General features: G+C 36.1%; 14 protein-coding genes. All 14 read left to right on the forward strand.

From position 1 onward, the window contains the following. Nucleotides 1-5: 5 nt before the first annotated feature. The 14 genes from rfbB (at nt 6) to yugI (ending at nt 14,435) form a co-directional block, all read left to right on the forward strand. On the forward strand, nt 6-1,016 hold the full coding sequence (gene rfbB / locus FA727_RS18970; protein ID WP_136833102.1) for a dTDP-glucose 4,6-dehydratase: 1,011 nt from the start codon (nt 6-8) through the stop codon (nt 1,014-1,016). Between the two features lie 43 nt (nt 1,017-1,059). Then, nucleotides 1,060-2,619: an oligosaccharide flippase family protein gene (locus tag FA727_RS18975; RefSeq protein ID WP_136833103.1), complete on the forward strand. Its 1,560-nt coding sequence runs from the start codon at nt 1,060-1,062 to the stop codon at nt 2,617-2,619. 37 nt (nt 2,620-2,656) lie between these two features. After that, on the forward strand, nt 2,657-3,448 hold the full coding sequence (locus FA727_RS18980; protein WP_246041969.1) for a 6-hydroxymethylpterin diphosphokinase MptE-like protein: 792 nt from the start codon (nt 2,657-2,659) through the stop codon (nt 3,446-3,448). After that, nucleotides 3,445-4,197 (forward strand): 3-deoxy-manno-octulosonate cytidylyltransferase, encoded by a 753-nt coding sequence (locus FA727_RS18985; RefSeq protein ID WP_136833105.1) that lies wholly within the window; start codon nt 3,445-3,447, stop codon nt 4,195-4,197. Before FA727_RS18980 ends, FA727_RS18985 begins: the two co-directional genes overlap by 4 nt. Continuing rightward, nucleotides 4,190-5,809, forward strand: coding sequence for an aldolase catalytic domain-containing protein (locus FA727_RS18990; RefSeq protein WP_136833106.1), 1,620 nt, complete (start codon nt 4,190-4,192; stop codon nt 5,807-5,809). The genes FA727_RS18985 and FA727_RS18990 overlap by 8 nt, the downstream gene beginning before the upstream one ends. Then, nucleotides 5,806-6,459, forward strand: coding sequence for an HAD hydrolase-like protein (locus FA727_RS18995; protein WP_136833107.1), 654 nt, complete (start codon nt 5,806-5,808; stop codon nt 6,457-6,459). Before FA727_RS18990 ends, FA727_RS18995 begins: the two co-directional genes overlap by 4 nt. A gap of 18 nt (nt 6,460-6,477) precedes the next feature. Beyond that, the gene (locus FA727_RS19000) at nt 6,478-7,452 is read left to right on the forward strand and encodes a PIG-L deacetylase family protein (protein WP_136833108.1); all 975 of its coding nucleotides are present in this window, start codon (nt 6,478-6,480) and stop codon (nt 7,450-7,452) included. A 255-nt stretch (nt 7,453-7,707) separates the two neighbouring features. Next, nucleotides 7,708-8,826, forward strand: a complete 1,119-nt coding sequence (locus tag FA727_RS19005; RefSeq protein ID WP_246041970.1) for a GNAT family N-acetyltransferase — start codon at nt 7,708-7,710, stop codon at nt 8,824-8,826. A gap of 72 nt (nt 8,827-8,898) precedes the next feature. Beyond that, nucleotides 8,899-9,489, forward strand: coding sequence for a D-sedoheptulose 7-phosphate isomerase (locus FA727_RS19010; RefSeq protein ID WP_136833110.1), 591 nt, complete (start codon nt 8,899-8,901; stop codon nt 9,487-9,489). After that, the gene (rfaE1, locus tag FA727_RS19015) at nt 9,473-10,927 is read left to right on the forward strand and encodes a D-glycero-beta-D-manno-heptose-7-phosphate kinase (RefSeq protein WP_136833111.1); all 1,455 of its coding nucleotides are present in this window, start codon (nt 9,473-9,475) and stop codon (nt 10,925-10,927) included. The genes FA727_RS19010 and rfaE1 overlap by 17 nt, the downstream gene beginning before the upstream one ends. A 10-nt stretch (nt 10,928-10,937) precedes the next feature. Then, entirely contained in the window at nt 10,938-12,083 is a 1,146-nt protein-coding gene (locus FA727_RS19020) for a glycosyltransferase family 9 protein (RefSeq protein WP_246041963.1), read from the forward strand. After that, the gene (locus FA727_RS19025; RefSeq protein ID WP_136833112.1) at nt 12,058-12,561 is read left to right on the forward strand and encodes a D-glycero-alpha-D-manno-heptose-1,7-bisphosphate 7-phosphatase; all 504 of its coding nucleotides are present in this window, start codon (nt 12,058-12,060) and stop codon (nt 12,559-12,561) included. Before FA727_RS19020 ends, FA727_RS19025 begins: the two co-directional genes overlap by 26 nt. Before the next feature lie 115 nt (nt 12,562-12,676). Further along, nucleotides 12,677-13,771 carry a cellulase family glycosylhydrolase gene (locus FA727_RS19030; protein WP_246041964.1) on the forward strand — a complete coding sequence of 365 codons (1,095 nt, stop codon included), beginning with the start codon at nt 12,677-12,679 and terminating at the stop codon, nt 13,769-13,771. A gap of 265 nt (nt 13,772-14,036) precedes the next feature. Then, nucleotides 14,037-14,435, forward strand: a complete 399-nt coding sequence (gene yugI / locus FA727_RS19035) for a S1 domain-containing post-transcriptional regulator GSP13 (RefSeq protein ID WP_136833114.1) — start codon at nt 14,037-14,039, stop codon at nt 14,433-14,435. Nucleotides 14,436-14,804: the final 369 nt, after the last annotated feature.

The raw sequence follows: 14,804 nt of genomic DNA on the forward strand, positions 1-14,804 counted from the left end.
CGAAAATGAATATTTTAGTTACCGGAGGAGCAGGATTTATCGGTTCAAATTTCATTAAATATATGCTGGCTAGATATGATTACAGGATCATTAATATTGATGCTTTAACCTATGCCGGTAATCTGGAAAATTTGAAAGATATTGAAACACATCAACGATATCATTTTGTAAAAGGGGACATTTGTGACAGAGGTTTAGTAGAAGAGTTATTTGAAAAATACAAGATTAATAGCGTTATTAACTTTGCAGCCCAATCACATGTAGATAGAAGTATTGAAGACCCGGAAATTTTCTTGAGAACGAATGTTTTTGGGACTCAAATATTGTTGGAAGTATCGAAAGATAATTGGAAAACTGAAGTCGCTGCTTTTATGGATGGGGTTAGATTTATCCAAATTTCAACGGATGAAGTGTATGGAACATTGGGCAAAGATGGATATTTTACAGAGAGAACAAGTCTAGCTCCTAATAGTCCTTATTCCGCATCAAAGGCGGCTGCTGATTTTATGGTAAGAGCTTATTTTGAAACGTATGGCTTACCTATTAATATTACAAGATGTTCAAATAATTACGGACCATATCAGCATCCGGAAAAACTGATTCCATTGACCATTAAAAATGCCATGATGGAAAAAGCTATTCCGATCTATGGGGATGGTAGACAAATAAGAGATTGGCTATATGTACTTGATCATTGTCGAGCCATAGATATGATTTTACACAAGGGGAAATTGGGGGAGGTCTACAATATTGGTGGGAATAACGAAAAAATAAATGTGGAATTAGTCAAACTGATTCTTAGCTATCTTGAAAAAAGTGAGGATCTACTATGCTATGTGCAGGATCGATTAGGGCATGACAGAAGATATGCAATAGACAATTTCAAAATAACGAATGAATTAGGTTGGAGACCACTTTATACATTTGAAGAGGGAATTAAAAGAACGATTGATTGGTATAAAGAGAACGCGGACTGGTTTGAAGATGCGAGTTCTTTTTCTTATGTGTTTAAATAACCGGAAAAGGGAATAAATCTCTTATAGTTAGAAGGAAAACTTTATGAAGAATAAAAAGCAACTTAGTGTCAATTTATTAGCAAATATTATGTCATTTTCTATCGGTATTGGTGTAAGCTTCTTGCTTACTCCTTTTTTAATAAAACATATAGGAAAAGAGGCATTCGGATTTTATCCATTGGCTAATAATTTTGTAGCTTATATTAATCTATTGGTAATAGCCTTAAACTCCATGGCTGCAAGATTTATTATGCTAGAAGTGATGAAAAAGGATTTTGCCAAAGCAAATATTTATTTTAATTCAGTTTTTTTTTCCAATATCATCATGATTTGCTTACTATTCATTCCACTTTGTCTCATTGTATTTTTCATCGAAAGCTTCTTGGATATCCCAGTTGGCTTAGAAGGCGAGGTTAAAACCCTCTTTATTTTTATCTTTCTTACTTTCTTGATATCGGTTTTAGGTTCTGTCTTCAGTGTTGCTCCCATTTCGATGAATAGAATCGATTTGGACTCTTATCAAAAAATTATTCAAAGTGGCTTGAGAGCAGTTTTGTTTATTGCTTTATTTGCACTGTTTGCTCCCTCCATCATATATGTAGGGATTGTTAGTTTTAGTGTAAGTGTGATTGGAAGTATTATTGCAATTTACTACACGAAGCGCTTATTACCAAAAATTCATCTTTCCTTTTCATATTTTAACAAAACTGTTGTTAAAGAGCTGTTAAGTTCTGGGGTCTGGGGCTCATTTAATCATTTAAGCGTTATTTTACTAACTGGTCTCGATCTCTTAATAGCGAATATTTTCTTTGGTGCGGCTAAGGCTGGAGAGTATTCGATTGCCCAGACTGTGCCAATCTTTATTGCCTCATTGATAGGAATGCTTGTTAGTGTATTTGTACCACCTTTAGCTGCAAGATTCGCCAAAAATGATGTGAATGGGTTAGTAAGTGAAATTAAATTTTCAAGTAAAGTACTAGGCATCTTAATCAGCGTTCCGATTTCGGGCTTTATCGTTTTTGGTGATGTGTTTTATCGATTATGGGTGCCGAGTGAAGATGCAGATTACTTACACTTGTTATCGATCATCATGATGGGTCCCTATCTTATAAATGGCTCTATTAATGTGTTATTTAATGTGAACACGATTTTAAACAAAGTCAAAGTGCCATCCATTATGCTGTTTGTAACTGGAATAATCAATGTTCCTCTCGTGTTTCTTTTGATCAATTTTACAAATCTTGGTTTGCTCGGAATCGCAATCTCAAGTACTAGTTTGAGTGTGATTCGAAACTCCATTTTTACTCCTATATACCCAGCTTTATGCTTAGGAAGAAAGTGGAGTACTTTCTATGGTTTAATCATTCGTAATCTCGGTGCAATGAGTTTATTGGTATTTCTTTTTTATTGTATTAAAGGGATCGTCCATATCAATCAGTGGACAGATTTAGTTGCAATTTCCTGCGCCTGTGCACTCATTGGTTACATTACAAGCGTTCTTATCACGCTAAATAGACATGACTTACGTGGTATTAAGGAGATGCTTATAACGAAATTATTTAGAAAGGATCAAAGTAAAGGTGAATATAAGAGAAGTATTTAAGTCGATCCCTATTTTTAAAAAATTCTATCATTTCTTAGTGTTGATTAGTAGGAAAATAAGATTAGAATTCTATTATCGATCAAATGACTGTACAAGGCTTAAGACTTTCCAAAACATTCATCATGAAGAAAGATGTTTTATTATTGGCAACGGTCCAAGCTTGAATGTGGAGGATTTAGATTTGCTTAAGAATGAAGTTACCTTTGCGGCCCATAGAATTTACAATATCTTTTCCGGGACTGAATGGCGTCCAACATATTACTTAGGGCAGGATTTTGTTTTACTCAAGGAGATCGAAGAACAAGCGAAGAAAGTAGAGGCCAAAAATAAATTTTTCCCTATTAATATAAAGTGGTTACATGATTTTAATATCGATGACGCAGTGTATTTTTATTTGAATTCTGAGGAATTTTCCACGCAACTACCTCGATTTAGCAAGAATGCTAGTAAGGAAGTCTATGAAGGTTACTCGGTTACGTATGCTGCCATTCAACTGGCTGTCTATATGGGCTTTAAGGAAATCTATCTTCTAGGGGTCGATTTCAATTATGCCCAGACAATTGATAATGAAGGAAACATCATCATCCAAGAAGGTGTTAAGGACTATTTTTCAAATGATCACAATATAGGATTGAAACTACCTAATTTAGAGAAATCTTTCTTAGGTTTTTTGTCGGCCAAAAATTTTGCAGAAGACGAGGGTGTATTAATTAGAAACGCTACTAGAGGTGGCAAGCTGGAAGTTTTTAAACGAATTCAGCTTGAAGAAGTTTTAAACATCGAATATCGAGAAATTTGGAATAAAAAGCAAAGGAGTTATCAAATTTGAAAATTGTAGGTATTATACCGGCACGTTATCATTCTTCTAGATTCCCAGGAAAGCCTTTAGCGGACATATGTGGGAAACCAATGCTTTGGTGGGTCCATCAGCAGACTAAAATGGTGCAAGGAATTGATGAGGTTTATATTGCGACGGATGATTCGAGGATTAGAAGTGTATGTGAACAACTCAATATTCAATCGATAATGACGTCAACCGATCATAAAACCCATTTGGATAGATTGTATGAAGTTTCAACCAAAATTGAGGCTGATTTCTTTATTAACGTAAATGGAGATGAACCGTTAATTGAAACCAGTGCTATTGAGCAGATGATCCCCATAGATATTGATCCTAGTAGCTTGTATGTTGCAAATCTCATGACAGAATTGAAAAATCCATTAGAAGCGGTTGATTTTTCGAAAATTAAAGTTACAACAGATGTTTTCGGTAATGGATTATATATGGCCAGAAGCCCAATTCCATATCCAAAAGGAACGTATAATTTTGTCTACAAAAAATTCGTTGGGGTTCAATGCTTTACAAAAAGTGCTCTTGAATTCTGTTATTACGCTAATAGAGGTCCTCTTGAGGAAGCTGAAGATATTGATGAATTTCGTTTCCTAGAGAATGGGCAAAAAATCAAATTCTTTGAGGCTAATGTTACTACGATATCTGTCGATACGCCGAAAGATTTGGATAAAGTAAGGCTACTGATGTCTGAAAAATTGGAAGGGAGGGAATTTGTGTATGAATAAAATCATGATATTAGATTGTACTCTCCGTGATGGTGGCTATATAAACGGGTGGAATTTTGGAGAAGAGACAATTAAAAAGGTTATCCACAAACTAACGGAGTCGAAAATCGACATTATTGAATGTGGATTTCTTGATGAAGAAGGGGTCGATTATAATAAATCGTTATTTAATAGTGTGGAGAGAATGAGGGAATTTATTGAACCTAAGGAACATCATATTATGTATGTCGGGATGATCGCACAGCCGTATATCCCGATTGAACTTATTTCTGAATGTGATGGCAATTCTATTGATGGGATCCGCCTCACATTTCATGAAGATGAAATTGATGAAGCACTAGTATATGGTAAGCAATTGATTGACAAGGGCTATAAGGTGTTTATCCAGCCAGTCGGAACAACGAGTTACTCAGATGCCAGTTTGCTAGATTTAATTCAACGGGTAAATCAGCTTAATCCATACGCCTTCTATTTAGTTGATACACTCGGAATTATGTATAAGAACGATTTACTACGTATGTTTCATCTCCTAGATCATAATTTGCATGATTCTATCTCGATTGGATTTCATTCCCATAACAATCTTCAGTTGTCTTTTTCAAATGCACAGGAATTATTAACACTGCCTACTAAAAGAAATATAATTATAGATTCCTCTGTTTTTGGCATGGGAAGAGGTGCGGGTAATTTATGTACGGAGTTAATCACTCAATATATAAATGAGAATATAGAAACAAGATATGAGACTATTCCTTTATTACAAATAATTGATGAACATTTGAATAGAATCAGTCTAGAAGCTAAATGGGGTTATTCTATTCCATACTTTCTTGCAGCCATTTATAGATGCCATCCGAACTATGCCTACCATTTAATCAATAAGCAAACGCTCTCGGTTAAATCGATTAGTGCCATTTTAAGCATGATTCCTCGAATAAAAAGAGATATGTACGACAAGGAACATCTTGAAGAACTGTATATTAACTATCAAAGTAATTTAATTGATGATTTTCATACTCTTGAGGAACTAAGAGAAATGGTTCAGAACCGAGACTTACTTGTCCTTGCACCTGGGAAATCGATCGAGAATGAGAAAGAAGAAGTTCAAGCTTTCATTCGAAATGAAAATCCTTATGTGATTAGTGTAAACTTTATTCCTCAATTCTTTTGTGTCGATGCAGTGTTTATTAGTAACTCAAAGCGCTTTGAAAAGGTAGAGGATACTTTTCATCAGAAAAATGAAGCGATGTCTTGCATCACGACCTCCAATATTACCGTGTCTAATAAATACACCACACTACAGGTGAATTATTCCGATTTACTAAATGAGAATCCTATGATTGCAGATAATGCAGCACTTATGCTATTAAAACTCTTAAGAAGATTATCAGTAAAGAGTGTATACTTTGCAGGGTTTGATGGATTCACAATTAATCAGTCAACAAACTATTTCACTCCCAATTTAAATACTAATGCCAAGCCTGAGGATTTGGTGAAAATAAATGATGCCATTAGACAATATCTTTCTTTCATGGAGAAGAAGATGGAAATTCAATTTATTACATCAACCGTATATCGAGATACAGTTAAGGAAAAAGTGATGAAGCCATGAAGTACTCAACTATTATTTTCGATTTAGATGGAACCTTACTCGATACCTCAGAAGGAATTATGGTTGGCGCAAGTTATACGGCACAGAGGATGGGGATTTCCGAGCTAACAACTGACCAACAAAAAAGCTTTATTGGTCCACCGATTCTAGAATCTTTTATAAGAGAATGTGGACTAACAAAGTCTGAAGCAGAAATAGCTGTCAGTATGTACCGGGAAAGGTATCAAGAAAAAGGTTTATATGAAGCCAAACATTATTACAAAATGGAGGAATTGCTTGCATTGTTGAAGAAGAAGGGCTTCAAATTGGCGGTGGCAACTCTGAAAATGGATCGATTTGCAAAAGAGATCTTGCAGCATTTTGGGTTGTTTCATTATTTCGATTCGATCAATGGGATTGATGAAAAGGATACTCTTTCTAAGAAAGATATTATTCAATTGTGTTTAAAAGAAATAGAGGAATATGATTTTTCAAGAGTTGTGTTGATCGGAGATAGTATTTTTGATGCAATTGGTGCCAAGGAAGCTGGTATTGATTTTATCGGTGTAACATATGGTTTTGGCTTTAAAGCGAAGGAAGACATTGAGCAGGTTGGGGCCATTTTTACGGCGGAGAGTGTAAAAGATATTATGGGGTATTTAGAGGTGTAAACTAGGTGGTATGGTGTAATGAATATTACAGGTCAAATCAAAAGATTTATCTTCAAAGTTAACCGATTTGTCGATGATCGAGTGATAAGCAATATTATTTTATATTTCAGGACCAGGGTGACCTTTTTTGATAAATTCATCAAAGTTATCGAGTATCATAGGGGACTTTACAGATATCCGAATCAAATGTTGGGAAGAAAAATGGATATAAACTTTGATAAAACGGATGTACTTGTCTTTGCAGCACATCCAGATGATGACATATTAGGCATAGGGACAGTATTGTATCGACATCGGTTGAAGGATGAAAAAATTAAAGTTGTTTTTGTGACAAATGGGACAGCTGGAAATGGAGAAAGCTGGTATCGGAGAAAAGATAAGGCTAAGAACAGGGCGAATTTAAGATATCATGAAGGTTCTCTGGCTTTAGCTCAAATTGGTGTTTCAAAGAAAGATATCTATTGTCTGGGTCTTCCTGATGGAGGCACGCAAAGATACATGAAACAAATGGCTGTGGATATTACCATGCTAATAAACAAATTGAACCCTAATAGGGTCTATGTTCATGGTATCGAAGGTGGACATATTGATCATGATATGACAAGCTTTGCGGTCAAGTCAACTTGCCACAAGCTTGGATACTTTAATGTGTTCGAATACACCCAATATTATCCTGCTCAGCCAATTGGAACGGAAAAAGTGAAGTTTTTATCAAGTACAATAGATAAAACAGGAGTTGAAATGATTGAAATTTCAGAAGATGAGAGAAAAATAAAGAGAAAAATGTTGTCCTTTCACAAGTCACAAGGAGTTGATAAATACTATCGACAAGGGGAAACGATTAGAAAGGCAGAGTTAAAAAACTCGGACATAGAACTTTATCGTTATTGTCCCATATCAAGTAGTTGTTTAGAGCCCCTAGTACAGGATTTTCAAATGAATATATTTTTTAGTGAGCTTACAGTATTAGAATCGGAGAATCACTCCGTTTAAAGTTGCTGTGTTCTCTTGCAAAAGGCTTTTTTATTTTAATAAGAAATTATAGATTTCGCTTTTGTGGATAACTTTTTTTATTAAGAGTGTCTACGTTTAGCTCCAGCGCCTAGCCCCTCTTTTGAAAAATAAAGTTCAATTTTTCATTGGTCGCTTCAGACCCACTGGGTCCGCAAGCAGCAGTCGGGGCTGAGCAAGGCGCTTGCGCTTTTGTTCTTTTTCAGATATCGATTAGACGAGGTGGCAATGTTGGATGTGATCATACGCAAGGACTCAGAGTCTTTTGATGAGATTTTTCCTCAATGGGAAGTATTAAGAACAGATTTTTATGATTCAACCATCTTTCAAGACCGAAATTGGTTACGTAATTGGTGGCATTATAAAAGTAATCAAGGAAAGAAAATAACTCCTTATATTTTGGAAATAGTAGAGGAAGGTCAAACGATCGGAATCCTTCCACTTTATCAATCGAGTAAAAGGATAAAAGGAATAGAAATACGAATGCTTGAACCAATCGGAACCGGAAATTCCGACTATCTGCTACCGATATTATCGAAAAAATATTCACCCGATCGACTTCTAAAATTAGCATTCGAGAAAATCTATCAAGATAAAGAATGGGATATTTTAGAATGGGGATCGGTACCAGAAGACACAAATTTTGCATCATTCATAGATAACCATTTTTATAATTACTCAGGGTTAGTGAAAATATTTAGGTCAGAAACGTGTCCATTTATAAGAATAAGAGGAGATATTAATGACCTTCAACAAACCTTTGACCCGAATTTTTTAAAAGGAGTACGTTACAAAGAAAGAAAAATAAGTAAGCTCGGGGAGCTAAGGTTTGTAAAAGTTAGCTCTGAACGAGAAATAGAACCTGTTATGAATAAGTTTTTTGAACTACATTGTGAAAGATGGGAGCATACAAATACTCCAAGCGGTTATCGGTATAAGGAAGAAAGAGACTACGCGCTTGAAGCTGCGAAGGGTTTATTTAAAAATAACTTATTATATTTAGCATACTTAAGCGTGAATGATGAAATTGTTGTGGTCCATTTTGGTATGGGGGATGGAAAGAGAAAATATTTCTATCTCCATTCTATTAATATGAAATTCCAAAAGTATTCACCTGGTAAACTTCTCGTTCACAGGCTTGCTATTGAAGCATGTAAAGAAGGATATGAAGTTTTAGACTTCCTTAGGGGAGACGAGGAGTACAAACATAAATGGGGAACCACGGAAAATTTTAATCATAAATATCAGTTTTTCAACAATTCGCCTAAGTCGATGCTATTAAAAAGTGGTTATAAAATGCTTCGTTCTAATGCTTCACTTAAAAATCTTGCCAAGAAGATGTTAATAAAAACATAAGGATAAAAAGGTTAAGTCGCTAGTTTGCATTCTTAGTGGCTTATTTATCATTAAATTAGGGGAGATGAGCACATGACAATTGTTTTAGATATTTTAGAGAAAGCAATGTCTGAGCATCAGATTGTTATGGAGTTAGTAAAAACAAAATTAAGGTCTGATATTGAATTAGTCGCCCAAAGATGTAAAAAAGCCGTTACAAATAAGCAAACCATTTTCTTCATGGGGAATGGAGGTAGTGCGGCAGACAGTCAGCATTTGGCGGCAGAGCTTGTGGGCAGATTTGTAAAAGAACGAAAAGGATTACCTGCGCTCGCCTTAACGACAGATACCTCAATTCTTACAGCAGTGGGAAATGATTATGGGTATGATGAAGTGTTTTCGAGACAAGTTGAGGCTTTAGTGCGGCCAAATGATATTGTCATAGGCATAACGACATCTGGTAATAGTTCTAACATTCTTCATGCGATGGTTAAGGCAAGAGAACTTGGTGCTATTACCGTCGGTTTAACTGGAAAAGATGGAGGAATGTTAAAGGAGATTTCTGACCACTGTATTGTCATTCCTTCCAATACGACTGCTCGAATCCAAGAGGCCCATATTTTAATTGGACATATCATTTGTGAAATTATCGATGAGGGAAATGATTATGAGCCAAAATCTTAGATCTGTTGTCCAGATTTTCCGAGAAAAAATAAAAGGTTGCCAAGTCCTTGTGATTGGCGACTTGATGCTTGATAAATATTATTTTGGGGATATGAAAAGGATATCACCGGAAGCCCCTGTCCCGGTTGTTAATATGAAAGAGGAGACAAAAACTTTGGGAGGGGCAGCAAATGTTGCTAATAATCTCGTACATTTAGGCTGCCAGGTATCTTTGGCAGGTATAGTAGGAAACGATCAGGGACGCGATGAACTACTTGAAATGCTCGAATTTAAAGGTGTTGATGTATCGGGTATTTTCACGGATGACCGATTTACGACTACAAAGACACGTATCATCAGTGGCAATCAGCAAGTGTTAAGGATTGATCAGGAAGAACAGAAGGAAATCACGGACGCAAGCTTGAAACAGTTTGAGGATTGGTTTAGTGCTAAGGTCAACACTAAAATATACGATGCAATCATTATTTCTGATTACGGAAAAGGATTTTGCCGGAAGGAACTTTGTCAATTTGCAATTGCTTTCGCAAAGAAAAAAAAGATCCCAATTATCATTGATCCGAAAGGGAATGATTGGGGGAAATATGCTGAAGCAACGATGATTACTCCTAATTTAAAAGAACTAGGGGATTTGTTAAGAAAGGACCTTCCTAATCATGATCAAATAATTCATGCGTATGGACCGATGCTTAGAAATAAGTATGTGCTTGAATATTTATTAATCACCCGTTCTGAGCAGGGGATGAGTCTAATTGGAGCAGAGGAAATGTTTCATATTCCAACTTTAGCAAAAGAGGTTTTTGACGTTTCCGGTGCTGGGGATACGGTTATCTCCACCTTGGCGGCGCTTATAGGAATTGGAATTCCGATACATGATGCGGTCAGAGTCGCTAATATTGCTGCTGGAATTGTTGTTGGGAAAGTGGGCACTTACGCCGTTCATGGTGATGACTTGATTGAAGAGCTTGAGATTCTCAATGAGGAGAAAAACAAAATTTACTTCGGTAAAAAGTATCAGTCAGTTATTAATAAATGGAAATCTAAAGGGCATTCAATCATTTTTACGAATGGCTGTTTCGACCTCCTCCACATTGGTCATGCAACCTACTTACAGAACGCTAAAAAAATGGGAGATAAATTAATTATTGGACTTAATAGCGATGAGTCGGTTAAACGTCTCAAGGGAGCGAGTAGACCGATTGTTCATGAGCATGATCGTGCGAAAATGCTATCGTTTTTTGAGTTTATTGATGCAGTCATAGTTTTTGACGAAGATACTCCAGAGAATTTAATTGCTGAAATTCGACCTGATGTTCTTGTAAAAGGTGGAGACTATCAAGCTGAAGCTGTATTGGGCAAGGAATATGCTGGGAGAGTAGAGATACTTCCTTTTGTTGATGGATATTCAACTACTACTATAATTGAAAAAATCACGAACTAAGCTAAAGAAGGTGTCGAAATTGAATGAACGCGGAAACTCGAAACTGAAGTTCATGGATAAATATATCGGAATTCCGCTTATATTTATGCTTGGTTTGTTTAGAAAAAAGAAAAAAGAGCTCCAGAGGAATCCTCAAAATATCGTAATTGTGATGATTGCAGCAATCGGAGATACCATTCTGTTATCAGCGATTATTAAGGAGTTAAAACTACTCTTTCCAAACGTCGCTATTACACTTGTTTGTTCAAAAGGTAATATCCAAGCGGCAAAAAATCTCCCTCAAGTCGACCATATGATCAAGTTTGATATGGCGAATGTATTGGGGAGCTTTTTTTTGTTGAGGAAACTTCCCGAATATGATTTATTATTTGATTTTGGAACGTGGGCCAAATTCAATGCTTTTATTTCTTTTGTGATTAAGGCGAATTTTAAAGTTGGCTTCAAAAGAAAATCAATGTATCGCCATTATATTTATGATTGCATAACTGAACATATCGATGAATTACATGAAATAGAAAATTACAGAAATTTAGTTAGAGCACTTGGACATCGATTACTTTCGTTAGACCCTGAGTTTAAGGTAAGTAGTGAAAATAGCCAATGGTTAAATCCTAAAAGGAAATATGTTGTTTTTCATATGTTTGCCTCAGGCTCTCATAAAATGAAGAAAGAATGGCCCAAAAAGCTATGGTTCGAATTAGCCCAACGACTAATGGAGGAAGGATATACGATTATCTTGACAGGTGGAAAAGAGGATAAAGAGCAGGCAGAAGCTTTTGTTCAGCTCATAGGTGGATTCCAATGCTTCTCACTCGCGGGGAAGGTTTCTCTTGAAGAAACAGCGGCGGTAATAAAGGAAGTCGGAGCGATTATTACTGTGAACACAGGGGTTATGCATCTAGCAGCCGTAATGGATGCATATATTGTTGCATTGCATGGACCGACATCACCAGAAAGATGGGGTCCTGTAACAAAAAAATCTGTTATTCTGACACCGAATATCAAATGTGATCAATTACTAAGCTTAGGCTTCGAGAAGCATCAATGCGTTCTAGAAGATGGGTGTATCTCGACGATTCAAGTGGACGATGTATTTGAAGCAATGAAAAAAGTAGAAATAGGTGAACATTTTGTCAAGACCAGCAGTATTCTTTGATCGAGATGGCGTGTTAAATGAGGATTTGGGATATGTATATCACCAGAAACAATTTAAATGGATGCCAGGTGCGATGAAAACAATCAAATTTTTAAAGGATGAAGGCTATTCTATTTTTGTCATAACGAATCAATCAGGAGTTGCAAGGGGGCTCTATAAGGAAGAAGATGTGCAGCAACTTCATCTGTGGATGAACGAAGAACTCTTCCTAAGATATAGGACACAGATCGATGCTTTTTATTATTGTCCTCATCATCCTTCCCATGGTATTGGTTCATATAAGAGGGAATGCCAATGTAGAAAACCAAAGCCCGGTTTGATTCACCAAGCTTTCCATGATTTTGATATAGACATAAGTGCAAGTGTTGTCATTGGGGATAAGAATTCAGATATGGATGCTGCGAAAGAAGTAGGCATAACTGGTTGGCTATTTCAAGGCAAGAATCTGTATGACTTTTTCGTGAATAAGAGGTCGTAGAAATATGAGAAAAAGATGGAGTCTTATCCTTGTAGGAATATTTTTGATGCTTCTTTGCATTTGTCTAATACCTTACGTAAAGAAAATGAATGCAACATTTCCTGGAGGAGTAGGAGTGAATATTCATTTTACTGGCAAGCAGGCAGATATTGACAGGATTCGTGATGCCGGAATTAATATGGTTAGAACAGATCTGTTTTGGTCGGCTATTGAAAAAGAACAAGGTGTTTTTGACTTCAATTCATTTGGTTATGATGAACTAACCTCTGAACTGGAAAAAGAAAATATCACGCCGTATTACGTCCTCGATTATAGCAATACACTTTATGAGGAAGATGGGGCATTCATCCAAACAGAAAAAGGCTTCAAAGCTTTCGATCGTTATGTAGATGAAGCAACTCAAAGATATAAAAATAAAAATATTATTTGGGAAGTTTGGAACGAGCCGAATATCGGCTTGTGGAAGCCAGAGGAGTATTACAAACTTTTGAAAGAAACGGCTAAAACCATCAGAGCGAATGACCCTAGTGGCTATATAGTCGCACCAGCTCTTGCGGGACTTTCAGAAGAATCATTTGTATGGCTAGAAGAACTTTTTAGGTTAGGGGCTTTAGAACATATGGATGCCATATCAGTTCATCCGTATCGTTCTTGGGCACCTGAAACCGTTGCATATGAATATGATGTATTAAGAGAACTGGTGGAAAAATATTCTTCTAAAAATGTTCCAATTATTTCAGGTGAGTGGGGCTATTCTACAGAAAATGGTTGGTACGATTTACATTTAAGTGAGGAAGAACAAGCGACATACCTTGTGAGAATGTTATTAATTAATCAATTAGAAAAAATTCCGATTAGCATTTGGTACGGATGGGAAAATGATGGAACCGATGAAAGTAATTTTGGATTAATTGAATATGATACTGGCAATCCAAAGCTTGCTTACCAAGCGATAAACGCCTATTCGTATTTGTTGGCAGATTATCAATTAAGTGAAAGAATCCAAACTAATAGTTCGGATGATTATGTTCTCAAATTTGTTAATGACAATAAGGAGGAAATATTTGTAATTTGGTCAGTGGGTACAACTCATGAGATAAATTTTTTATCTAAGGGACAAGTCTATTCTTTATTTGGAAAAAAATTATATTTTCATGACGGTTCTACCTTAGAAATAGGCCAACAACCCATCTATTTAATAACAAAATAAGGAAAATCATTTAAGAACTAGCACTCCTCTCTTTTGTCAAAACCTCCTACTTGTGATATAATTTAAAATTGCGTATAAAGGGAAGCTTACCTTAGAGAATTTTTATGTATTCGGAAAGAAATCGTTTGGGCAGAAAATGTGGTCTGACCCATGTTTACTAAGGTTTAGTTAAGCTCTAAAGGCAGTCCCGCTTAAGAATGTATGGTTATCGCCTTATAGAGTAGGGAAAAGTATAAAAAAATATATCAAAACTAGGAGTGTTTACATGACTGAAAAGATCGAAGTAGGAAGTGTTGTTACTGGGAAAGTAACAGGTATCCAACCTTATGGTGCGTTTGTTGCAATTGATGAAAATACACAAGGACTTGTTCATATATCTGAAGTTACACATGGCTTCGTTAAAGATATTAATGAGCATTTAAAAGTAGGAGATGAAGTATCTGTTAAGGTGCTTTCTATCGATGAAGCAGCAGGTAAAATCGGATTATCTATCCGTGCTACTCAAGAAGCTCCTGCACAAACAGAAGCTCCAAAAGCAGCAGCGAAGAAGCCACGTAAGCGTCAAGCTGCAGCAGCAGTTGCTTACAAACAAGAAGAAGCTCCACAAGGCTTCAACACACTTAAAGATAAGCTACAAGAGTGGATTGAACAATCTCAACGCTAATCATTGTAGAAGCTATTCTAAAGAGGTCAGAGACCTATTTGGGATAGCTTCTTTTTTTGTTTATAGAACCTAATTCTGGATGCCGTACGGGCTATGAAGACAACATTTGATAAAAACAAACAAACAATGTCTTTATGCTGGTTTCATGCGGACACTATTCGTTAGATGTCCTTAAATAATGTCTTCATGAAGGCTCCATACGGACACTATTCGTTAGATTTCCTTAAATAGTGTCTTCATGAAGGCTCCGAGACCACTGAAAAAGTGGGGTATTTTTTTAGATACTTTGATCGGAAATCGAAAATGAGAGATTATATAGCTGCTTTAGAGGATAGTATGCCTGCTATCCTCTTTAAATTTACCGCTAAT

It is taken from the genome of Robertmurraya kyonggiensis (assembly GCF_005116465.1).
GTDB classification, from domain to species: Bacteria; Bacillota; Bacilli; order Bacillales; family Cytobacillaceae; genus Robertmurraya; species Robertmurraya kyonggiensis.

Bases quoted from the DNA above. Each gene is read 5' to 3' on its own strand.
- rfbB (WP_136833102.1), top strand. From the start codon at position 6: ATGAATATTTTAGTTACCGGAGGAGCAGGATTTATCGGTTCAAATTTC.
- FA727_RS18975 (WP_136833103.1), top strand. From the start codon at position 1,060: ATGAAGAATAAAAAGCAACTTAGTGTCAATTTATTAGCAAATATTATG.
- FA727_RS18990 (WP_136833106.1), top strand. From the start codon at position 4,190: ATGAATAAAATCATGATATTAGATTGTACTCTCCGTGATGGTGGCTAT.
- FA727_RS18995 (WP_136833107.1), top strand. From the start codon at position 5,806: ATGAAGTACTCAACTATTATTTTCGATTTAGATGGAACCTTACTCGAT.
- FA727_RS19000 (WP_136833108.1), top strand. From the start codon at position 6,478: ATGAATATTACAGGTCAAATCAAAAGATTTATCTTCAAAGTTAACCGA.
- FA727_RS19010 (WP_136833110.1), top strand. From the start codon at position 8,899: ATGACAATTGTTTTAGATATTTTAGAGAAAGCAATGTCTGAGCATCAG.
- rfaE1 (WP_136833111.1), top strand. From the start codon at position 9,473: ATGAGCCAAAATCTTAGATCTGTTGTCCAGATTTTCCGAGAAAAAATA.
- yugI (WP_136833114.1), top strand. From the start codon at position 14,037: ATGACTGAAAAGATCGAAGTAGGAAGTGTTGTTACTGGGAAAGTAACA.